The sequence below is a fragment of the Bacillus sp. CH140a_4T genome, from assembly GCF_008923725.1.
In the GTDB taxonomy this organism is placed as follows: Bacteria; Bacillota; Bacilli; order Bacillales; family Bacillaceae_G; genus Bacillus_A.
This window is the reverse complement of the sequence record NZ_WBPF01000005.1, coordinates 480,657-503,763: the sequence shown is the minus strand read 5'-3', so window position 1 is coordinate 503,763 and position 23,107 is coordinate 480,657. Positions and strand designations below refer to the sequence as shown.

Below are 23,107 nucleotides of genomic sequence, written 5' to 3'. Positions count from 1 at the left end.
AACAAGACCACCAAAATATTTGAATAACATTGTAGAACAAGAGCATCACTTTATTAAGAAACGTGTACATTCTATATTAAGAGTCAAGTTTTTTCACACAGCTATATCCTTGCAGAAGTAGGTGACATGTTTTGGTTTTTATGAAGTATAAGAAACCGTCAGAAAAAGTAGAGATTGAATATCGATGTAATTTCGAAAAAATAAGATCATTACTTTTGGGAACACAACTTTATTAGAGTTTCTTGCAAAGTCTTTATGTATAGATTAATAAAAAAGAATGCACACAGATTAAAATGTGCATTCTTTTTTATTAATAAAGCTTGATTAATAACTAACTGTATTCTTATTGCTATGACTATAACTTTCTTCCATAGCCAATGCATCTGCTTTAGTAACATGAACGGTACCAAATGGATGATTTGGAGGAGCGTATATCGAGTAAAGTTTTAACGGAATATTACCTGTATTAGTTACATTATGCCATGTTCCCGCAGGTATCATTATTGCAAAATCATCATAGACATTTCTTTTAAAGTTTAAATTATCTTTACTCTTGCCCATTTGAACAATCCCCTGACCTTGTTCAATACGTAAAAATTGATCGACATTAGGATGTATTTCCAAGCCAATATCTTCGCCAATATTGATGCTCATTAAGGTAACTTGTAAATGTTTACCTGTCCATAAAGCAGTACGATACTTATTGTTTTGTTTTGTTGCTTCATTTATATTAACAACAAATGGTTCTGATCCATAATCTGTTAACGAAATACTTCCAACACCGTCGGAAAAACTAAAAGAATCAAATCTGTTTGCATACTCTATCTCATTGGGGAAAGTCCAGTAAACAGGCGGTCTTCCATAGTTATACGGTACATTAACATAATAAGGACATGGATACATAAAAGGAATATAGTACATTTTTATCAACCCTTCACGATTTTATAAAATTATCCTATGCACTGGTTAAGTTAATGTACTTAGACTAAAGGTAACTTTTGTAAAGAAGGCTTTTTAGCATAAAAGGGGTACGGAAACAATTATGGATTTCAGGGGGGAATCTGGAATTAAATCCTATATTTTAATTTTGATAAGTCAATTTGAGAGCTTCTAAAGCATTTAAAATAAACAACTTGCTATATTATTAATAGCGTATATCCTATTCATAATGCTTGGTATGAATAGGTTTATCTCATTATCGTTATAAATCTGCATAATCCTGATGTGACACGGTTTAGTTTTTAGACATATTATATAAATGTTTATTTAATTATTAACTGAGGTGAATTATTATGATAAATCCTTACTGTATTAAAAACAGGGCAATAGGCTCAGTCTATACAACCCATGGAGCTCAATCAACAATGCATGCAGTATATCATGCAATGCAGCATATGCCATATTATCAACATCCCGCTATACCTTATTATGAAACCATACAATATCATCCCTCTATAGAATATACACCTCAAAGTATATATCCTACCATTTTTACAACAATTCCACTTTATTAATCATCCTTCTGTTTTTAATTACTTTTAAACTGTATATACAACCACTGGGGAACTCTTCCCAAAATCCTCGTTTTTGGTCTGTTTGGCTTGGCAACACCCTTGATATAGAGCATTAAGACAACTTGTCTTGATACTCTATATAGGAATGTAAATAAAAAAAGAGTGTAGATATCTATACTCTTTTTTCTCTAACTATCTGAGACTTTTAAAGGGTCTCTTTCTGTTATTACAGATTTTATACATACTTAGACTTCAGAAGAGGATTAACATTCGAATTTATGATATATTTACTACTCACTCGAAGTGTGAACTCTAAACGATCACATGAATTATAAGAAAGTCAGTCGTTGAGGGTGGATTTTAGCCTGATTTTCATACACCAATCGAAGCGATGACGTATAACGACGCTACAAGAACTTGCAACGGTGGTGTTTTACAATAATGTTGCTAAGATTGCAAGTAAGCATGATCCAGATCTTGCTACATTATTAAGCCGTCTTGCAAAAGAGGAAACTCTTCAATATGCGTTTTATCGAGACGTCATTCGAACACATTTAGAATTGGAATCTAATTATTGCTATTATATTGCCAATGTGATTAGGAATTTTAAAATGCGAGGTGCTGTCATGCCTAATTTTGAAAATAGAATGGCTGTAATTGCAAAAGAAGCGAATTATGGACCACTACATCAAGTACTTGATGTAGTGGTTGATTATTGGGGGTTAAAAGACTTACGACCAATTGCACCTTTAGCTGAAAAAGCAAAAATTGAGATTTTGGAATACCACATAAGATTGAAAAAAATACGTGATCGATTTGGTCGTTTTCAAGGAAAAACTGATCTACGTTAATGAGTAGAGATTTTAGAATATAAGCGGGGGAATTCCCCTTCCCTTTATGGGGAATCTGACACACTCCCTATTGTTTTTGGGATGTTTTTTACTTAATTTAATTTTTTGTTAAAAAGTTATTGACGATAAAAATAATTTTATGATATTATAAAATATTTGATAAAAAATAACATATGTGTTAAGGTTAAGGAAGTTACCATATATGGAGGTGGATTATATGTTTCAAATTGGCGATAACATTGTTTATCCAATGCACGGAGCAGGTATAATTGAAGCCATAGAAGAAAAAGAATTCTCAGGAAAAAAACAACAGTATTATGTTATAAAAATGTCAATCAGTAATATGCAAGTCATGATTCCTATGGGTAAAATACTAAGTTCGAGTATACGCCCAGTTACTGATATACTTGCATTAAAACACATTATACACATTTTTCAGCATGGAGAATCAGATAAATTATTGCCGTGGAAACAAAGGTATAAAGTGAATACGGACAAAATAAAAACGGGTGAAATACAAGATGGTGCTGAAGTTGTACGTGATTTAATGCGTATGAAGAAAGAAAAGGCACTGAATACAAGCGAAAAAAAAATGTTGGATAACGCACATGAATTTTTGATTAGTGAACTAGGATTAATTAAAGGAATCACTGAAAATCAAATAAAAAGTTTCTGTTAAGATTCATTATAGATAATGTATTACATCCCCCGGAAATATCCTGAATTTTTCGGGAATATGATGATTATTAAAAGTAAATCATTTCAAAGACATTCAGCTTCTTCAACTCACTTTTAGAGTAGGAACCTCTTTTTGTTATTACTTCAATCTTATCCATTTTTATTTTTAAATTTCTTTTACGAACGTTCAAAGTTTCATCAAATAACTTGATTAAATAGTCACTTGATTTTTGCAATCCTGATTCACACTGGCACGGACAAGGATCCGTAAGGATGAAAGAGAGGTAGGGCTTTCATTGTTTTAGGTAATATATTATCTAAGTCATTATTTCTAGAAGAAAAAACAATTAATCTCACCGCTATCTCTTTAAGAGTTCCTTACATCTACTGAGACAGTGAATAGTAATTGTTTATCTTCTTTACGTAAAATTGATAAACGAACTGGTAACACCATATGGTCAACTACAAAAAATGGTTTCCAGACCAGGAAACCATTTTTAATCTTATTTACATAACAATAGTAAATTAAGCAGTAAGAAGGAGTGCACACATGAAAAAAATGTTAACAAAAGAATTAAGTAATGAATTAAAGAAGCGAGAAGGGATTATTTCTATTACAGTTGAGCCTTATGAAAAAATCGAAGTTGGTGGAATTCGTGTAGATGGACCAGCTGTGATTCTAATTAATCAAGAATAGCTAAAAATAGTTGAATGAACGAAAAAAAGGATCAGCCTTTACGAGAAGGGAAGATCCTTTTTGTTTGCTACGGCTAATAACAGGATATACATATATTCCATCTGATGTGATGGGGTTCAAAGGAAGGAGAGGGTGGGGATTATCATAGTGGAAAGCTTAATATTGGTAGGATTTCTTTTTATTTTATATACATTAGTTGATCAAAAACAAACTAAGTATTTGAAACGATAGATTGTTTTCTTTTTAAGAGCGGGATTTATCTTATAGTGAAACGGATAATTTAAAGGAGGAATTTAGATGGATGCAAGGAAAGAACGCATAAAATACGAGAAGATGTCAAAGAATTATGATCGTATTTATTTAGTTTCGTTTATCCTATTAATTGTACTTGTTTGTAGTAGTGTGATTATCATAGGAGCTACAGGAGGAAAATATGGAGTGTTTTTATTGTTGGCAATTTTACTTAACGCACGTATTACGAAAGAATCTCAAAAAAAGTATGAGCAGTACTCTAATAAAGGACGTATTTAAAATGATACATATCTTGAAAGGATATACATTCAAAGTATCCCTATATCATCACCTATTAACTAGTAAAAGTAACTTTATATAAATAATTTTTTGCAATTTAGGAATAGAAAATGCACCTTATTAAAATGTTATTTTCGTTCATATAATGAATTATCCTTCTAGCATATTTATAAGATTTATATCATTTATTAAGAGAAAGAATGTAAGTTAGAAAGGAGTCTTATAGAATGTGTTATTTGGAGGGAAATGACTTTAGTGAGAAATATATGGTAAGTATACTTAATCACTACGTATATCAGACATTACAATCGGTAATTGGTAAACATGTGGTTATTGAAACGGTAAGAGGAAAGTTAAAGGGTGTGAAACCAGATCATTTGCTCATTGAAGATACAGTACCGTTATATTGTACGCATTCAACAAATTGTATGGATTATGCCAAAACAATAATCAAAATACATCTAATTGGATTTATAGCAGATTAGCGTCATAGACGACTGAATAAAAACACAGGGTTTTATCTCTGTGTTTCTTCAAATTTTCGTTTTTGAATATATCCTTGAGCATGAATAATTTCTTCCTGAAGTTCTTTTAATTCTGCCGTTGATCCTGATTCAATCCTCATGTAAGTAGTAACTAAACTAATCATCATATCCATCTTCTCTACTATATTTTGAATGACCTGTTCAGATTGCTCTTTTTTAGGGTGTTGTATTGCTGTTAATACATCTTCTATATAATTATTCTTTCTTTGCTGGATATCATAAATAAACTGTTTTGTGTTTGGATTCATTTGTTGTTCCTCCATTTTGGATATGTTTCTATTGTATCATGTTTGAATAGAAAATATTGGATCCTCCTAAATTTACATCTGTCTCACACATCTACTCAAATATACAAACTACTTCTTTAACGTACAGGGAATCAATTAAAATGTGGTCAATAATGTGTATTGATGATTTTGATTTTTTGTTGTTACTAGCTCGTTAAAAAATACCCCTATTTATACATTGTCTATGTAAATAATGAAAATAGAGATAAATAAACATTGATAAGGAGTGAGATTTTTTGTTTTTGATGTATTTACATTTATTAGCTTGATAGTACGGTGCTAATCCTTAATGGAATAAAAAAAGTCCTAGGGGAACTAGGACCAAAAGTGAAGTATCATCTTTGAAGCGAAAGTAAAAGATGGACACGTAATTGCAATAAAATAATTTTAATATTTAGAAATGAATATATCGATGAAATTTTCATTTTACAAAAAAATTCAAAAACAAACAAATAATTGTGCTTACAGCCTAAATAAAGCATATGGGCCGAATATTCCTTAGAGTAGGAAATTCGGCTCATTTTATGTCGGAATTTGCTTAGCGTATATTTTCGTTAATTATCTTAACTAGTCGTTACGTATGACTTTACAGCATTCGATGCAAAGTTATCGGTTTTTTGTATGCAAATTTATGGATTAAGTCATACAATTACGCACTATTTTTAATGAATCAATATTTACTTGTTTCTTCAACTAAGTTCGTCCGAATCTTTTTCTAGAAAATCACTAAAGTCATCTCCCCAATCACAGATGGCTGTTACAACATTCTCTAGTTGATGACCAATTTTACTAAGTTCATACTCAACCTTAGGAGGTACTACGGGGTATACACATCGAGTAATTATTTTATCATCTTCTAATTCTCTCAATTGTCTAATCAACATACGTTGATTAACTTCAGGTAGCTTTTTTTGTATTTCACTTAATCTTAATGGGGAACGTTGTAACAAACACCATATAATTGCTATTTTCCAACGACCGCCAATCACAGATAAAGCCAAATCTTTTCCAGTAAAAAATTCTTTGTCCTTATAATGAATAACCATTAATTTTCAGTCCTTTCTCTTTAAAAATGTTTATAGTGACAAATATGTCAGTATTGTAATTAAGATTATAAGGTGTAATCTTAGTAGTGTAAACATTAATAAACAAAAGAAAGTAGGGATTCATTTGAAAAGTAGAGCTGCTGTTGCATTTAAGCCAGGAGAGCCACTTCAAATCGTAGAAATCGATGTAGAAGAGCCAAAAGCAAAAGAGGTATTAGTAAAAATATTATATACTTCTGTCTGTCATACAGATGCTTTTACATTATCAGGTGACGACCCAGAAGGAGTATTTCCTGCTGTATTAGGTCATGAAGGTGCCGGTGTTGTCGTTTCAGTAGGTGATGAAGTTACTTCACTAAAACCTGGTGATCATGTTATTCCACTATATACACCTGAATGCGGAGAATGTAAATTCTGTCGTTCTGGTAAAACAAACCTATGTAGTGCTGTACGAGAAACACAAGGTAAAGGTTTAATGCCTGATGGAACAACTCGCTTCTCTTATAACGGAGAGCCACTTTATCATTACATGGGAACTAGTACATTCAGTGAATATACAGTTGTGAATGAAATTAATTTAGCAAAAATCGACGAAAACGCTCCGTTAGATAAAGTTGCCTTATTAGGGTGTGGTGTAACGACAGGTATTGGTGCTGTACACAACACTGCAAAAGTCGAAGAAGGAGCTGTGACAGCTGTATTTGGTTTAGGAGCGATTGGATTAGCTGCTATTCAAGGACTAGTTCAAGCGAAAGCAAGCCGAATTATTGCAGTTGACCTGAATCCTCAAAAATGGGAACTAGCTAAAAAAATGGGAGCGACTGATTTTGTGAACCCTGCAGATTATGATCGCCCAATTCAAGAAGTTATAGTCGAAATGACAGACGGAGGCGTGGACTATAGCTTTGAATGTATTGGTAATGTTGAAGTAATGAAGTCTGCTCTTGAAGCATGTCATAAAGGTTGGGGCGAAAGTATTATTATCGGTGTAGCTGGTGCTGGTAAAGAGATTCATACTCGTCCATTCCAATTAGTAACGGGCCGAGTATGGCGTGGATCAGCCTTTGGTGGAGTTAAAGGAAGATCTGAGCTTCCAGAAATGGTTGAAGATTATATGCAAGGTGATATTGATTTAGATTCATTTATTACTCATCATTTAGAATTTAAAGATATCAATGAGGCATTTGATTTATTGCACAAAGGTGAATCCATTCGTACGATTTTAACTTATGGAGAGTGAGAGAATGAGTCTTACATGTATTGAACAACATCGTTCTTTCGAGGGAGAGCAACGGAAATATAGTCATTATTCAGAAGTTTTGCAATGTGATATGAAATTTAGTATCTATTTACCATCAAATAAAGAAAAGAAAAAAATCCCGCTTATATGGTGGTTATCTGGTTTAACCTGTACAGATGATAATTTTAGTCAAAAAAGTGGATTTCAGCGTTTGGCTGAAAAACATCAAGTTGCAGTAATCATGCCAGATACTTCACCGCGTGGAGAACACGTTTCAGATGTTGCAGCATGGGATCTTGGACAAGGAGCAGGTTTTTATGTAAATGCTACCGAGGAGCCTTGGACAAAGCATTATAAAATGTATTCCTATATAGTAGATGAGTTAACATCCATTGCTTCGACTATTGTACCTAACTTTTCAGGTGAAGAAAGCATAATGGGACATTCAATGGGAGGGCACGGGGCGTTAGTGATTGGTTTAAAAAATGCTCAGAGATTCAAAGCGATTTCTGCTTTTTCGCCAATCCTAACCCCTAGTCAAGTTCCATGGGGAATAAATGCTTTCACCTCTTATTTAGGTGAAGACAAAAATTCTTGGAAACAATGGGATGCTTCAGAATTAATTAAAGAAGACACGATTCCACCTATTCTTATTATGCAAGGTAGTCAAGACGAGTTTTATCCAAAACAATTGGAAGAGCATATTTTCTTAGAGAATGCTCAAAAAAATAGTCAAATGGTAACTTATAAAAAAATGGAGGGCTATGATCATAGCTACTTCTTTATTTCCACTTTCTTAAATGAGCATTTCTCTTTCCATATGAAGTATTTAAGATGATTCTTATTTACAACAATAGCCACTTCCAATGGCATACGAAGTATTTAAGTTTACATCAAAATATAGTAACAAAAGTATCCGCATGTAGAGATGTGGGTACTTTTGATTATTATATTTTGTCATATTATATCGTTTGTAAAAACAAATAAATTGGGAGGAAGAGTTCATGTGGATTAAAAAAATGTTATTTAATTACCGTGTTAAACCATCCTTATTAAAATCTCGTTATGAGATTGAAAAGGAAAATCGACAAGTTGACTTATTTGAAAGTTCAACTGAAACGTCTAAACCCGTTTCGATAATAGATACAAGATCATACATTCAGCCTAATACTAAAACATTAGAAGACGTAATTAATTACTTAGCAGCTATCCACGAAATACCTTCTCTCTCTGTGGATAAGAATAAAATGCTTTGGCCATTAATATCCAAATGCTGAATGTAAAAAACAGCTATAATTTTGTCGCTTTCTATATCAAATATTTGAGTTGATGGGGGGTACCGTTTATATGGAAATGAAAAAAATGTTAAACAATGACCGTATTAAACCATATGTATTAAAAGCACGTTTTGGCGTTGAAAAAGAAAGTCAACGAGTTGATCTATCAGGAAGTTTAGCTAAAACAGAACATCCCAATAGTATTTCAGTAAGAGATGATCATCCTTATATTCAGCGGGATTTCTCTGAAACACAGATGGAACTAATTACACCTGTTACCGAGACACTAGGAGATTTATTTAATTACTTAGCAGCTATCCATGATGTAGCCTATCGTTCTATGGGGGAAAACGAAATGCTTTGGCCATTAAGCATGCCACCACAGTTGCCCGAAAAAGAAGAAGATATTGTTATTGCGAAACTTAATAATCATGAAAATGTTTTATATCGTCGATATTTATCTAATTCTTATGGTAGACGAAAACAAATGATTAGTGGTATTCATTACAATTTTGAATTTAGTGATGATTTGATTCAGGCATTATTTGAATTACAATCAGAAATAAAGGATTATTATCAATTTAAAACAGAAATTTATCTGAAAGTCACAAGGAATTATTTACACTATCGATGGTTAATAACTTATTTTTTTGGTGCTTCTCCTAGTAGTGAAAAGAATTTCTTTGAAATAAATCCTTTAAATGGCGCCGTAAGAAGCATTAGAAATAGTAAACATGGTTATAGTAATGAAAATGATGTTCAAGTATCCTATAGTAGTTTACAGAACTATATATCTGATGTTTCTTCGCTGGTGAATAAAGGGGTTTTATTAGAAGAAAAAGAATTTTATGCCTCTGTCCGTTTAAGGGGCGGTCCTCAAGTTTCAGATTTAAAAAATCATGGTATTCGTTATATTGAATTAAGAAACTTAGATTTAAATCCTTTTGAAACATATGGAATTAGCCATGAACAAGCAGAATTTCTACATCTTTTCCTTATCTATTTACTCTGGATTGACCAAGACGATAATAATGATGAATGGGTAAAAATCGGTGACTTTCAAAATAATGTAGTGGCTCTTGAACATCCGTTAGAACATACGCAATTTAAAACAGATGCTGAGCGTATTATTGATGAAATGGAACATTTAACAGGGCTGTTAGACATAACAATTTCGAATACCTTGTTTGTTAACTTGAGAGAAATGCTAACAGATCCAAGTAAAACTTTAGCTGGAAGACTTTATAAAGAGAGTATAAAAAGTAGTCAAAGTCAGGTAGCTTACCGTATTGCTAAAGAAAATTATAAAAAAGCATGGGATAAACCATATCAACTATCAGGATTTACTGACATGGAGTTGTCTACACAAATTTTAATGTTTGATGCTATTCAACAAGGAATACAAGTAGACGTTTTAGATCGACAAGATCAATTTTTAAAACTACAGCTAGGAAATCATGTTGAATATGTGAAAAATGGGAATATGACAAGTAAAGATAGTTATGTATCACCATTAATTATGGAAAATAAAACAGTAACAAAGAAAATTCTTCAACAGCATGGATTTCGTGTACCAATAGGTGAGGAATTTAGTGATATAGAAAAAGCTTTACGTTCCTATGATATATCTGCAGGAAAGCCTTTTGTCGTTAAACCAAAAACAACAAATTATGGTTTAGGAATATCTATCTTTAAAGAAGACGGAGCAAGTTACGAAGACTATCAAAAAGCACTCACATTAGCATTTAAAGAGGACTCATCAGTATTAATAGAAGAATTTATTAATGGAACAGAATATCGATTTTTTGTGCTAGATGACAAAGTTTCTGCCGTTTTATTACGAATTCCTGCCAATGTTATAGGAGACGGTTCACATACGATTGAAGAGTTAGTCGCTCAAAAGAACCTGAATTCATTAAGAGGAATGGACCATAGAACACCTTTAGAAAATATACAATTAGGTGAATTAGAGGTCCTAATGCTTAAAGCTCAAGGGTATCGAAAAGATTCAATTCCAACAAGTGATGAAATTGTTTTCCTGCGAGAAAATTCTAATGTCAGTACAGGTGGAGACTCAATTGATGTGACAGATCAAATTCCCGATGATTATAAGAAAATTGCCGTAGATGCTGTGTCGGCACTTGGAGCTAATATTAGTGGTATTGATTTGATTATTGAAAATACAGAAGTTCCTGCAGCTAATAAAAATGCTTATGGAATTATTGAGGCAAACTTTAATCCATCGATGTATATGCATATATATCCGTATAAAGGTAAATCCAGACGTTTAACTATCTGTATATTAAATTATTTATTCCCTGAACTATCAAAAAAATAATTTAGAAGTTTTCGAGATGTTAGAGGGATTAGTACAAAAATTGTAAATGATGTAACAAATGGAGACATTACTTTTTAATTAATTGGGACCTCTGAGAGGTCCCAATTTAAATTATTATTTTAGAAACAGGCTTATGAGAAATGAGTTATTGGAATGCAAGTTTGAAGAAGATAAAATAGGGGGCATATCACATGCCCATCAAGCTAATCAAGTAATTTACTAGATATGAAATGATCCTTGGTTCAAAACTAACAATTGATAGAAAAGTAGGCATACTAAAGAAGCCTATTAAAATCTGATTTTTTCGCTAGGCAGTTTGTCTATGCTTCACCGTCGTTTTATACACAATCCCTAGAATATCAAAGACGGTCATTTTCTTATACCGATGACATTTACGACCGTTCTTTTTGAGCAATAGATAAAGACGATGCAAAATTTTTAAAAGTTGTTCTGTGCCAATGGCTATCGCTTGAAAAAGTAACGGAAAGTAATCTTTAATCATATAAATCGCTTTGTATTCACTTAGCTCCTGATTTGTTTTTTCAAGCAGAAACTGTCGCATTTGAAACATCGTAGAAGAACAGAGGAGAATGCCGATGAGTTGTCCATATAAATGGCACTCTAGGCGCTCTCTTTTAATATTTTTACATTCATCAATTTCAAAAAATGACTTCCACGTTTTAAACAAAATTTCAATCTGCCAGCGAAGTGAATACAGTGAGTGCACGTAGTTCGTTGGTACTCCTTCTAAAGACGTGTTCGTAATATATACATTCATCCCCATTAAACGCTTACTTTTATCCTTCATGACAATGCCTTTTTTCTTTTCACGTATCGCTTGGTTTTTTAGGCGTGTTTGCGTTTGATTATCGGTTAAACGATGGATAATGACACGTGCTGGAAGTTTTTGATTTTGGCCAATGTATGCCTCGGTAATTTCTATCGTTTCACCAGGGATTAGATCTGACATCATTTGTGTCATATCAAGCTGGATGTATTCTGTTTGCTTTTTTAACGTGCTGTTGTTGAAGTATTCTGGCTCAGGGTTCTTGATATAAATCCGCGTATTCAGCTTCAACCGCGAGATGTAGTAAGCTCCTTTATCATGAATAGTTTGTAAGTCTCCTAAATCGAAGTAACCAAGATCACGTAAACACAAATCGCCGGTCTCTACGGTTTCAAGGCAGATGGTACCGTATGTTTTATCATTATTCTTTCCTGGTCCAAGCTGCACGTTAAGAAATTGACCACTAAGTAAATTATATTCCAATTGGATTTTTACGCCTGCCGTATTACTACTTCCACCTGAACCTTGATAGTCAGTGGCGAAATGATCAGGCAGTTGAAACACTGCTGCATCCAAAATACGGATACGATTGAAAGTAGAGATCATGTGTGCAGAAAGTGAGTGATTTGAACAGAGTTTTTGTTTGAGAAGAGAAGTAAAGACTTCTCGAAGAAATGCGACAGCTGCTGGATTAAAGCGTTGATTCAGTCCTTCTGAGCTCATAAGTACCCCAGTGGAAACTTCTAACTGACTACACAATTGTGTAAGTGATGTGCTAGCAATTTCTTGACTAAGCCATACGCAAAGGGCAATGAGTTCTTTTGCTTGATACTTACTAGATCGTTGTACAAAGCCAACTTGTTTGGCAATATCTTGTAGGACCACTGGAGATAAAAAGTATTGTAGCTCTTGAGCGAAAAGATTCAATCTATTTGAAATGATAGGATTCATCAAAACGCCATCCTTTCTTATAAACTGTTTACAATAAGCATAGCGTTTTTTCATTTTGAAGGTATGATTTTAACTTTGCTTGAAGGGAATTTGGAGGGACCACTTTAAACAACAGGAGTGATTTTTTCATGAAGAAAAATGGGTTTTTTATGTTAAAATATTTAAAAGAATATAATAATTTTTATTTTTCTAACCGTTTGTATTGAATTATAAAATTTTTGGGGGAATAATCTTATGGTTAAACTAAGTGAAATAGTGTCTAAACTGGACATTGAACTTGATATAAAATCATTTGGGAAGGATTCTGCTTTCAGTCAATTCATACCAATGGTCTATGAACCTTTAAAGTTTGACTGGAAATCAGTTTTTGAAAAAGACTTTGTGGAATTATTTAATGGTCTAATGTTAAAAGGGGATGCAAATGTAAAGAAAATTTTTCTTGCCGTTTTCCCTACAGATGAAGTGTTGGAACGTTTTATAGAAGAAAGTAATAGCGGAGACTTACTTTTTATGCACCATCCCTTATTGATGGAATGTGGAGATCCAAAAGGAGCATGGGGCAAAGGCTTTGTTCCTATAAAAGAAAAATACATTAAACAAATAAAAGAAAAGGAATTATCATTCTATACATGCCATGTACCGATGGATTATCATGCCAATTTAGGTACAAGTGTAGCTATTGCTAAACAATTAAATGCAGAAATTATTGATGGGTTTTTAACAAGTTCTATAAATAATGAAGACCTAGTTCTAATTTGTAACATTGAAGAAAAGAGTACAAGTGAACTAACTTCTCACTTAAAAGAAATATTCGATATTCCATATGTTGATTTTGAAGGTAAGAACATAAATAACGTAAAGAAAATAGCTATCGTTGCAGGTTGTGGCGACAAAGTAAGTTGGATGGAGGAAGCTGAAAAAAGAGGAGTTCAAGCTTATATCACTGGCGAAATCCATTGCCATATTGATAACGAATATGGTAAACAAAGATACAAACAAATGATGGATTATGTTTCTAATACTTCGATGTCTTTAATCGGCGTTTCCCATTCTGCATCAGAATATCTTGTCCATAAAACATTGATGAAGGAATGGTTTGAGAATAACTTTGATATTGAAACAGTTTTAATTCCACAGGAAAAATGGTGGTTATAAAGTTATTAAGTGATATTTAAAAGAGCTTGGGAATTCAAGCTCTTTTTTGCGAATTTAGCTGAGAATTATATCGTGAAAACGAGGTGCTTTAGTCTGTGCTTCTTGCTGAAGTTTTAAGTTTAGCACCCCAAAAATGAAAAAAACAAGCGGAATTTTCATAAATAACTGTAAAAAAGTAAAATTCTCGTTATGGGGGTGTCTCAAAATCTTAGCTTGATGGGCATGGGGGCATATCAGTGAAAAATTTAGAAAGATATTTTGACTTATTTGATTAATCAAGAACAAGTGAAAAAGGGATACAGCCGAGATATACATGTTATCTATACTTAGGAGTAAAAACCTTAATTTAAATACATGTAAACAATGTGTTTGACAACGATCCTTGCAACATCGAAGTCTACAACCGTTCGTTGCCCTCAAGGTAACTAAATATATTGTTTACTTAGTTAAGATATCAAATATTTAACGTATCTTATCACTCAATTTTTCTTCTTAGAATACTTTAAATACTCCTGATTTTCATAGTATAGATAATACACGTACCTTGGATGTACCCCAACGTAATAGTTGATATAAAACTTACGTTAAGCAAATTTTCACTATTTGATTCTTTAAAAAAAGTAGTAAACTAAGTAATCGGTTCCTTAACGTACAGGAATCAGTTTAAATATGTCTAAAATGTGTCTAAACGTACAATTTTCTTTTTTGGGTATGGTAACCCACATCCATCAACTTAAGAATTTTATAACACCGCAAAACGAGAGAATGTACATTTTCACATGAAGATGTACATTCTCTCGTTTTGGAGATATTTGTATTTCTTATCTGGATAGCCATATGTGTACTACCAAGTATAGAACGGTACTTTTTATATATTTTCTTTCGTAATAGTGACCCCATATTCTCTATAAAAATCTATAATTACAGATGCATTCACACCCAAATCTAATAGATTTTCCGGAAAGTAAATTTCCGAACCCCAAACCACAATATCAGATGTTTGTAAAATTTTCTCTGCTTGGACAGCCGCTCCTAAAGCCGTAAGATGTGTCTGTCCCAACGGATCGGATATGTTCACACATCGTCTATGCAATACACCAGTAGCATCATAACCTTTAAGGTGAATAACTATGTTATGTGCACTTCCACTTCCGGGTTTATAAAGAATATTTTTTCGTAAGTCATTAAATTTTTCTCCACTAATCAGTTTCCAAATTCCTGTATTCACCAGAGAAACCAGTCCATATGTAGATATTTTACTATCAAAAGCAATCCGAAAGTTAGCCGAAACAGCATGAATTGATTCTGGCAGGGTTACGTGATCAGGAGTATCCAAACGATAACATTTGGTTATATAACCGTTGGGAAAGCGGACTTTGATTGGATCAGTCATTGGATAAGCCTGTCGCATTCCCTCTGGAGCTTTGACTTCAAATGGAATCGTTAACCGGTCCATATATGCTGTTGAATTTGGTCCTGCTTTGTCTTGAAGAGAATATAGTGCGTTGATATCAACCGTAACCTCTTGAAGATCTTTTGAATACATTTTAGCAAAAAGGGCTGCTGTCCCTCCCATCCACCCTGAAGCTAATACAACAGGGGATTGGACCTCAACATTTTTTAATCGATCAATAGAACTCTTAAAACGTTCAGTCCAACGAGTAATGTCAACCAATGGAATTTTTTTTTGAACTGCAGATAGAAGTAGTCTATCTTGCGGGTCATTAACCGCATTAACAACTAATGTGAAATTATCATCCAAATTTCTTAACGGATCATCTAATGTGTTGTCTACAGCGACTATTTTTACCCTATCTGATTCAAAAGGTAACGCTTTCCCTAAAGTTCTTCCTCCTAATCTAATTTCCAAATCAGGATGTCGATCATGTAAAATTTGAGCAATTTGACTACCAACAACACCATACCCACCAACAATTAATACTGTTTTCTTATTCATCTGAAACCTCCATTTTAATTAGTGTGAGATCATAAGTTTAAATAATTAAAAACTTAAACCTTTTAACATAATGTCGCTAAAAAAAGGGACAAAAGCTGTCCCTAAACTATAAATGAGTACCTAATTCTTACATTCATCTTCAACTAAAGAAACAAGTTCTTTTAAAAGATTTATTGTTTCATTAAATTCAAGACAATAAAACATTTCAGTGCCTTTTTTCTGAACTCGAAGTAACCCTGATTGTTTCAATATTTTCAAATGATGAGATACAGTAGGTCTTGACATGGGAATATGCTCCGCAATTTGCGTCACATTCAAGCTATCTTTATCAATTAAAAGCGATACAATTTGCTGACGAGTTGGATCTCCCAACCCTTGGAAACATGGTCTTAAATTTTCTAAAATATGCATTACTTTATCATTACAGTTCATTTCGCTAACATTACCTTCCGTTTAATAATTTAATCATTTAAACGTATTATAAATTACATTGCTATCTAATGCAATAAAGAAGTAGCACCAACTTTAATTATAAATATTGAAAGTTTCATAAACAGCCATTATCAATTTTCCAGATTTGTAAGAATGTCAGTTCTTTTTTTTGTAACAATTGTCAAATTTATTCCAGCTACAACCAGGACAAACCCACGAAATTTACGAAGCTTATATCGGATTGTATCAAGAGCTTTCAACTCAAGTAATCCTGCTTCGCCTGTTTATCCTCCTACAGAAAAACGGCGAAAGTTCCACTGTTATGAAAAAAAGAAAGTCTTTAATATTTTAGATGTTGTCTATAATTGTACTCTGTGTCACAAGAAAACAGCATAGCAATAAATAAAATGACCTAAATTCTCATAAATGACTGTTGTAGTGATATAAAATTTTTGTTTTAGGGATACTTCAAAATATTCCTTAAGTTGATGGATGTGTGGTTCAGCCCCTTGGGGTGCGCTCCAAGGGGCTGAAGTTTGAGAAGTAATACTTTGTTGGAAGTATCTTATATATTTTAACATCAAATTAATAAATGTTTCAATCGTTATATAATGATTGAAACATTTTATGGGAACAATTCCCTTGTAATGTATAGTAATATGGTAATTATTATCATGTGAAATTATGGGGTTAACGGGTGGATTTAAATGAAATTTCTCTTAAATAAAAAAGAGGTCCTAGAGACCAGGACCACAATTGAAGTATCATTTTTAAAGTGAAAGTATAAAGATTGATGTGAGTTTATCTTAGCGTAAATCTATAAATAATGAAATAATAATATTTAAATGTTTATGTCTTTAACAAAAATAAAAAGAGTGCTTTTATATACACTCTTCAAAAGGTAGGTGAATGTCTTATGAACTATTAATAAACCAAAAATTGTAATCAGATTTTCATGAGTAAATTTTTAATATAATATGTGTTAATTAGATTTATGGAGCCTGTCATCAATGGAAAGGAAAGTGTAATTTGAACTGAATTTTTAATGGGCCTAGGGACTAGTACTAAAGTAAAGATTGACACGTGATTGTAATAACGTGATTTTTAATATTAGGAAATAAAAATATTAAAGAAATTTCACAAAAATGTCCAAGAGTCAACGAATAATTGTGCTCCTAGATAAGAATTTTGGAATCATATGAGTAAAAAGCGTTGATACAAGAATATATGTTTGTTCAGTTTGAATATGAAAAGTTTTGAAAAATAAAGAGTGCTTTTTTAGGTACTTTATGACCAAGACTCATATCCATAAAAGGTGACAAAGATAAATAGAAGAAACCCCGATTGTCTGCGGGGCTTCTAAGGGTAATTGTCAAGTAATAACGTACTCGACTAATTAACAATACCATGAATTTTTTTGTGGAAATACTGGTAAATGTGTCCAAATGAATTCGAAGAATAAAAAGTTTTATTGTTAATAGACATTGAAAACGGAATAGAGGCTATTATTAAACAAATAACTAACGTTCAACGAGAAAACATGTTGACTATACGCAGCTACTATTCTGTAATTGCACATCCTTATGGAGATATAATGAGATCTGTTATTATTGCTATTTATCAAGAGAATGTTGAAGAAATTTTTGTTGTAGGAATAGAGGACAAAGAAACTTCTTCAGTTAATCTACAAACTCAACGTGATTTTACAAAAGATAATATAGAATTAGACTATCTCTTTAAAAATTGCATGCCTGAATTTTCAAATGGTACCCTTAATGAATGGCTGATTAGACAAGAAAATGTTAGTGAAAATATTGAGAAGAGTATAGATGCGATTCTTCATCATCCACTAGTGCCTCCTGATGTTAAAGTTCATGGTTTCATGATTGATAAAACAGGTGGAAAAGAAACAGTTTTTAAAATTCCTGCTAATAAAGTATTTGAATACATTAATTAATTCAATAAAATGAATAAAAATTCACTCTTATATATAAATTATCAATAGGTAAGTACCTTTTATTTATTGGATATTATAATATATTAAATTTTTGGGCTTGCGTCCTTAAAAAGAGCAAAAGAAAGCCTCTATAAATGGATATCTTTTGCTCTTTTTGTTAGATATTTTAATGTATTTTATAAGAAGTACTGAGTATGTACATAATTTAAATAAAAAACTTTGTGGCGTTTTTTGAAAAAATGTTCTTTAAGATAAGTCTATTAGATTTATAAGAATTTTTATTAATGATAGCAAGAATAATTTTAATAAGAAGTATATAGTAAGAATGATTTGGAGATACAGATGGGGATATAACTATTTTATTTAGGATGGTGCCATTAAAATGGATTTACAGAAAGGGAAATTATATTGGAACACGACTTTTTCTAATACACCTTCTTATCCTCGTTTGGACGAAGATATAAAATGTGACGTACTAATAATAGGAGCAGGAAGTTCGGGTGCTCAATCCGCATACTATTTGAGTGAATCAGATTTAAATATTGTTATCGTTGATAAAAGAAAGGTAGGACATGGAAGTAACCTTACAAATACAGCACTTATTCAATATTTAGGAGATAAGATGTTTTTTGAACTTGTAAATACATTTGGAGAAGAGTATGCAGTTAAGCATATGAAATTATGTGAACAAGCCATTAATGATATTGAATATGCTGATCAAAACTTGCCTTATTGCTCTGATTTTAAACGACGTGACAGTTTATATTATGCAAGTTATGAAGAGGATATAAAGAAATTAGAAAAAGAACTGTATTATTTACATAAGCATGATTTTAAAGCGACTTGGCTATCAGAGGAACAAATTGGACAGAGATATCCATTTAAAAAACGTGCAGCTATTTATACGTATAATGATGGTGAAATAAATCCTTATAAATTTACACATAGTTTATTAGAACAAGCTTCTAATAAAGGAGTTCAAATTTATGAAGATACAGAGATTGTTGGCAAAAAGTTAAAGAAAGAATGTGCTATCTTTTATACAAAGGGGGGCAATTCTATTACTGCCAATAAAGTAATTGTGGCTGCAGGATATGAAGGATTGGAATTGAAAAAGGAAAAGAACGCTACACTGATTAGCTCATATGCAGTTGTTACTAATCCTGTAGAAGATTTATCTTCTTGGTATAAACGTACTCTCATTTGGGAAACTGCGAGACCATATATTTATATGAGAACTACTGCAGATAACAGGATTATTATAGGTGGGCTAGATGAAGATACAAACATTGCTCAAGAAAGAGATTCAAAATTAATCCATAAAAAAGAGAAATTAGTAAATGAATTTAATAAGCTCTTTCCCAATATAACAGTTGAACCTGAATTTTATTTAAGTGCTTTTTATGGTGGTACTCATGATGGTTTACCTATAATTGGAATGTATGAAGAGTTTCCAAATTGTCACTTTATCTATGCGTATGGAGATAATGGATTAGTATATAGTATGGTACTTTCTAAAATTGTTCGAGATATAATTATTAACGGTTCAAGTCCGGATTTGAATTTATATTTACAAACTAGACCAAAACTAAATGAGTAAGCTATATGTATGCAAAATTAAGGTAGTATAAAAAAGTAATAGTTTTTACGGTTTTAATTACTTTATAGGGGTCACACGACCGAAAAAAGAAAATTGTACGTTAAGGAATATTTTTACATATTATTAAGAAATAAAAACACAGAGAAAATAATTTTCCCTGTGTTTTTATTTCTGTTTTATTCTATTTTTCCGTAGTGGCCGTAAGTTTTCAAAATTCAATTCTTGATTTAAATTCAAAATATAATCTCCTGTAAGTGCGATATGTTCCCAGCCTAATGGAGAGATGTGCTGAATATATTCCTCTGGAATATGAATACCATTATTCCGTAACGTTTCAATTGCACGAGAGATATAGATAGAATTCCAAGTTACAATCGCAGAAATAATGAGTTGAAGTCCACTTGTACGATGCAATTGATCTTCATAGGATTGGTCACGAATTTCTCCTAATTGATTAAAAAATGCAGCTCTAGCCAAAGAATTTTTACTTTCGCCTTTATGTAATTCAACCTGAACTTTTCTTCTGTGTTCAGGATCTTGTATCCACTTTAACATATATAAACTTCTTTCTATTCGGCCGATTTCACGAAGTGCGATAGATAAACTATTCTGTCTAGGGTAAGATGATAATTTTGCGTTTTCTCATTTCCTGAATAAGAGCTTCTACCAGTAAATACCCGTTTGCTGTTTTCATTGCTAGAGGGAGAAGCCACCGTGCTAATTCACGGTATTCTCTCAGAGTAAAAGTACGTAAATTGTAAAGATTCCGTATTTTATTTACATGCTCTCGCCGTGTGGTATCTCGAGTACGTGCGTAATTTTGTACCTCTCAAGAGGCTACACCTATTTGTTTTGCAAGAAAATTCACAAGAAATTGTGGGATTTTTTCTTTAGCCAATAAAGGCCTCCCTGGAAAACGAAGATAAGAAATTTGAATAGCAAATCCCAATCGGTTGTGATCACCACGCTGTTGATTAACGATTTGTAATTCCTCATCAGATAAGGTATAACATCGAATTAATTCACGTTCACTCATCTCACTTGGAATTTCATAAAAAATGTTCTTTGTATATCTGTAAGAAGTTCTCTTGTTTTCAATATTGGATTCCTTTCTTCTAAAAAAATCAATTATTATCAATAGAGTATACCCTATTGATAATGTTTTGTTTCCTTGATAATAAAGGGTTCACAGACTATCAATAGCGCTTATCAAAAATAAAGAGAAAAAAGGTGAAAAAAATGATATATGGATATGCTCGTGTCAGTGCACAAGATCAAAATTTAGATACACAAATTGAACATCTTCTAAAATATGGAGTTGATAAGATTGTTAAAGAGAAAATTAGCGGTGTAAGTCAAGAAAAAATAGAATTAGATGATTTACTTTCTCAATTACTAAAAGGAGATACGCTGGTGGTAACAAGAATGGACCGACTAGGACGGAATACAATTCAATTGCTACAATTTGTTGAACATCTACGTGAAAAAGGCGTACACTTTGCGGTTTTAAATTTAGGAATTGATACAAGAACTCCAACAGGAAAATTCTTTTTAACAGTTATGTCAGCCTTTAGTGAGTTAGACCGAGAAATGATTAAGGAAAAACAAATTGCTGGAATCAAACTTGCAAAACAAAAAGGAGTTTACCGGGGGAGAATAAAAAAATATACAGCACAACATGCAGGAATGAACCATGCGATTGAATTACGCCAACAAACGAAGAAAACAATTAAAGAAATTTGTGCTATCACAGGTGTAAGTCAAGCTGCGTTATATCGGAAATTAAGAGAATTGAAAAAAAGATGAAAAGACGATTCTTTAAATAGAAAAGAGTCGCCTTTTCATGTGAAAATATTTCTTAAAGAAAAAACTTAACAAATCAAGAGCATTACATAAGCAATTTTCAATTGTTTTTTCGGTTTTAGTGCAAGAATGATTTCATAGAATTTCTAATCTAAACATTCAATGATTTTGAAAATACATCCTTCGCAATCTAAAAATGTTTAATGTTCGTAATTAACCTTATATTTTGATACCATTTGAGCCTTGCACCAGAGCCGAATATTGCAAATAGGGATGCATGTTGAATAAATGTGTAACGAGCCGAGTATAATACTAACATTTCTTTATGACAAAATATGGTGGTGGATATGGCGAAGCAGATGGTTAATTTTTTTCAGATTGCTCTTGTCCTTATTGGTAGTACTGGAATTATTAATCATGTCATTATAATTCCGATGTTATTAGATCATTCTGGTCGAGATTCCTGGATCTCAATTATAATTTTGAGTTTAGTGTATATCATTTGGATTCCTTGTGTATTTATCGTTCATAAATATACAAGGGAAGAACATTTATTCTCGTGGTTAATGCGAAATTATGGCGGATTTATCACATATCCATTGCTTTCTATAATTGTTTTATATTTAATTATTCTAGGCACAGTCACATTAAAAGAAACACTAACATTCTTCTCTTTTTATTTACCAGAAACACCTAGAATATTATTGGGAGTACTTTTATCGATTATCTGTTTTTATAATATACAAAGAGGGGTTCAATCTATTGCACTCACAACAGGCATTTTATTGCCGGTTGTATTTTTGCTTGGATTTTTTGTAATGATCGCAAACTTTCCACATAAAGATTATTCTTTACTTAAACCGATAATGGAGCATGGGATAGACCCAGTAATAAAAGGGATGATTTATCCAGCTGCAGGTTTTATTGAACTAATTTTCATTCTTTTTTTACAACATCATATGCGAACCAAAATTAAATTATCTCAATTGATTATAGTCGGAATCATTTTAGCTGGTATTACACTAGGTCCTACCATGGCAGCTATTGTAGAGTTTGGTCCATTTGTGGCTGCAAATCAGAGATATCCAGCCTTTGAAGAATGGCGACTTGTGTCAATTGGGAAGTATATTGAACATCTAGACTTTCTTTCTGTGTACCAGTGGCTTGTAGGGGTTTTTATTCGTATATCACTCGTTATTTTTCTCATTCCAGACGTGTTACAAGTTACAAAACGGAAAGCGAGTAATCAAATTAGGTTTGCATTGCTTATGTTTATGGTGATTATTTGTATACTACCCATCAGTGATGCCAGTTTTTATTGGTTTTTATCTTATGTTTTTTTACCAATTTCAGCAATAGGGTTATTCTTGTTTTCTATGCTTTTACTTGTATTTGTTTGGGTCTCTAAAAATAAGAAAAGAGCTTAGAATATTATATATTCGGTTAATGGATGTAAAGGGG

Annotated in this window: 18 protein-coding genes and 7 pseudogenes; 17 read left to right on the top strand and 8 right to left on the bottom strand. The window is 32.3% G+C overall.

Annotated features, from left to right (window positions below):
- Positions 1–4: 4 nt before the first annotated feature.
- Positions 5–121 (top strand): annotated as a pseudogene (locus tag F8162_RS03630) (IS6 family transposase); the annotation flags it as partial.
- 203 nt (positions 122–324) lie between these two features.
- Here the strand turns inward: F8162_RS03630 and F8162_RS03625 are convergent.
- Complete coding sequence (locus F8162_RS03625) at positions 325–921, bottom strand: cupin domain-containing protein (protein ID WP_000291468.1); 597 nt, start codon at positions 919–921, stop codon at positions 325–327.
- A 371-nt stretch (positions 922–1,292) separates the two neighbouring features.
- Here F8162_RS03625 and F8162_RS29015 point away from each other — a divergent pair, with 371 nt between their 5' ends.
- The 6 genes and pseudogenes from F8162_RS29015 to F8162_RS03590 all read left to right on the top strand — a co-directional run bounded on the left by F8162_RS29015 (position 1,293) and on the right by F8162_RS03590 (position 4,721).
- On the top strand, positions 1,293–1,514 hold the full coding sequence (locus F8162_RS29015) for a hypothetical protein (protein WP_000609747.1): 222 nt from the start codon (positions 1,293–1,295) through the stop codon (positions 1,512–1,514).
- A 192-nt stretch (positions 1,515–1,706) separates the two neighbouring features.
- Positions 1,707–2,365, top strand: a pseudogene (locus F8162_RS03615) (acyl-ACP desaturase); the annotation flags it as partial.
- Between the two features lie 217 nt (positions 2,366–2,582).
- Positions 2,583–3,044, top strand: a complete 462-nt coding sequence (locus F8162_RS03610) for a CarD family transcriptional regulator (RefSeq protein WP_000486312.1) — start codon at positions 2,583–2,585, stop codon at positions 3,042–3,044.
- 549 nt (positions 3,045–3,593) lie between these two features.
- A complete protein-coding gene (locus tag F8162_RS03600; protein ID WP_000738547.1) occupies positions 3,594–3,740 on the top strand; it encodes a BC1881 family protein in 147 nt (48 codons plus the stop codon).
- Between the two features lie 297 nt (positions 3,741–4,037).
- Positions 4,038–4,271: a hypothetical protein gene (locus F8162_RS03595; protein WP_014895257.1), complete on the top strand. Its 234-nt coding sequence runs from the start codon at positions 4,038–4,040 to the stop codon at positions 4,269–4,271.
- 227 nt (positions 4,272–4,498) lie between these two features.
- A pseudogene (locus tag F8162_RS03590) lies at positions 4,499–4,721 on the top strand (DUF2642 domain-containing protein).
- Between the two features lie 67 nt (positions 4,722–4,788).
- Here F8162_RS03590 and F8162_RS03585 read toward each other — a convergent pair.
- Positions 4,789–5,064: a hypothetical protein gene (locus tag F8162_RS03585; RefSeq protein ID WP_001069278.1), complete on the bottom strand. Its 276-nt coding sequence runs from the start codon at positions 5,062–5,064 to the stop codon at positions 4,789–4,791.
- A gap of 728 nt (positions 5,065–5,792) precedes the next feature.
- Positions 5,793–6,149 carry a winged helix-turn-helix transcriptional regulator gene (locus F8162_RS03580; protein ID WP_151634882.1) on the bottom strand — a complete coding sequence of 119 codons (357 nt, stop codon included), beginning with the start codon at positions 6,147–6,149 and terminating at the stop codon, positions 5,793–5,795.
- A gap of 124 nt (positions 6,150–6,273) precedes the next feature.
- Here F8162_RS03580 and F8162_RS03575 point away from each other — a divergent pair, with 124 nt between their 5' ends.
- From F8162_RS03575 to gshAB, 4 genes are all read left to right on the top strand, one after another.
- Positions 6,274–7,389 carry an S-(hydroxymethyl)glutathione dehydrogenase/class III alcohol dehydrogenase gene (locus tag F8162_RS03575; RefSeq protein ID WP_000842151.1) on the top strand — a complete coding sequence of 372 codons (1,116 nt, stop codon included), beginning with the start codon at positions 6,274–6,276 and terminating at the stop codon, positions 7,387–7,389.
- Between the two features lie 4 nt (positions 7,390–7,393).
- Positions 7,394–8,227, top strand: a complete 834-nt coding sequence (gene fghA, locus F8162_RS03570; RefSeq protein WP_151634884.1) for an S-formylglutathione hydrolase — start codon at positions 7,394–7,396, stop codon at positions 8,225–8,227.
- A 166-nt stretch (positions 8,228–8,393) separates the two neighbouring features.
- Positions 8,394–8,666 carry a UDP-N-acetylmuramoylalanyl-D-glutamate--2,6-diaminopimelate ligase gene (locus F8162_RS03565; RefSeq protein WP_151634886.1) on the top strand — a complete coding sequence of 91 codons (273 nt, stop codon included), beginning with the start codon at positions 8,394–8,396 and terminating at the stop codon, positions 8,664–8,666.
- 70 nt (positions 8,667–8,736) lie between these two features.
- Positions 8,737–11,004, top strand: a complete 2,268-nt coding sequence (gshAB, locus tag F8162_RS03560; RefSeq protein ID WP_151634888.1) for a bifunctional glutamate--cysteine ligase GshA/glutathione synthetase GshB — start codon at positions 8,737–8,739, stop codon at positions 11,002–11,004.
- 307 nt (positions 11,005–11,311) lie between these two features.
- Here gshAB and F8162_RS03555 read toward each other — a convergent pair whose 3' ends face one another.
- The gene (locus F8162_RS03555) at positions 11,312–12,742 is read right to left on the bottom strand and encodes an IS4 family transposase (RefSeq protein WP_151634890.1); all 1,431 of its coding nucleotides are present in this window, start codon (positions 12,740–12,742) and stop codon (positions 11,312–11,314) included.
- Between the two features lie 234 nt (positions 12,743–12,976).
- On the opposite strand from F8162_RS03555, the gene F8162_RS03550 reads away from it, so the two are divergent.
- A complete protein-coding gene (locus F8162_RS03550) occupies positions 12,977–13,897 on the top strand; it encodes a Nif3-like dinuclear metal center hexameric protein (protein WP_070147252.1) in 921 nt (306 codons plus the stop codon).
- 868 nt (positions 13,898–14,765) lie between these two features.
- Here F8162_RS03550 and F8162_RS03540 read toward each other — a convergent pair.
- Entirely contained in the window at positions 14,766–15,854 is a 1,089-nt protein-coding gene (locus tag F8162_RS03540) for a saccharopine dehydrogenase (protein ID WP_097861305.1), read from the bottom strand.
- 120 nt (positions 15,855–15,974) lie between these two features.
- Positions 15,975–16,286, bottom strand: a complete 312-nt coding sequence (locus F8162_RS03535) for an ArsR/SmtB family transcription factor (RefSeq protein WP_097861304.1) — start codon at positions 16,284–16,286, stop codon at positions 15,975–15,977.
- Between the two features lie 247 nt (positions 16,287–16,533).
- Between F8162_RS03535 and F8162_RS03525 the strand changes: the two are divergent.
- From F8162_RS03525 to F8162_RS03510, 3 genes and pseudogenes are all read left to right on the top strand, one after another.
- Positions 16,534–16,682: pseudogene (locus F8162_RS03525) on the top strand (IS4 family transposase); the annotation flags it as partial.
- 1,049 nt (positions 16,683–17,731) lie between these two features.
- Positions 17,732–18,243 (top strand): annotated as a pseudogene (locus F8162_RS03515) (carbonic anhydrase).
- 382 nt (positions 18,244–18,625) lie between these two features.
- On the top strand, positions 18,626–19,843 hold the full coding sequence (locus tag F8162_RS03510; protein WP_151634896.1) for an NAD(P)/FAD-dependent oxidoreductase: 1,218 nt from the start codon (positions 18,626–18,628) through the stop codon (positions 19,841–19,843).
- A 165-nt stretch (positions 19,844–20,008) separates the two neighbouring features.
- Here the strand turns inward: F8162_RS03510 and F8162_RS29010 are convergent.
- Both F8162_RS29010 and F8162_RS29005 read right to left on the bottom strand, forming a co-directional pair.
- Positions 20,009–20,476, bottom strand: a pseudogene (locus tag F8162_RS29010) (Tn3 family transposase); the annotation flags it as partial.
- Positions 20,457–20,879, bottom strand: a pseudogene (locus tag F8162_RS29005) (DUF4158 domain-containing protein). The pseudogenes F8162_RS29010 and F8162_RS29005, both read right to left, overlap by 20 nt.
- A gap of 203 nt (positions 20,880–21,082) precedes the next feature.
- Here F8162_RS29005 and F8162_RS03500 point away from each other — a divergent pair.
- Entirely contained in the window at positions 21,083–21,649 is a 567-nt protein-coding gene (locus F8162_RS03500; protein WP_076538635.1) for a recombinase family protein, read from the top strand.
- 356 nt (positions 21,650–22,005) lie between these two features.
- Positions 22,006–23,073: a spore germination protein GerXB gene (gerXB, locus tag F8162_RS03495; RefSeq protein ID WP_151635402.1), complete on the top strand. Its 1,068-nt coding sequence runs from the start codon at positions 22,006–22,008 to the stop codon at positions 23,071–23,073.
- Positions 23,074–23,107: the final 34 nt, after the last annotated feature.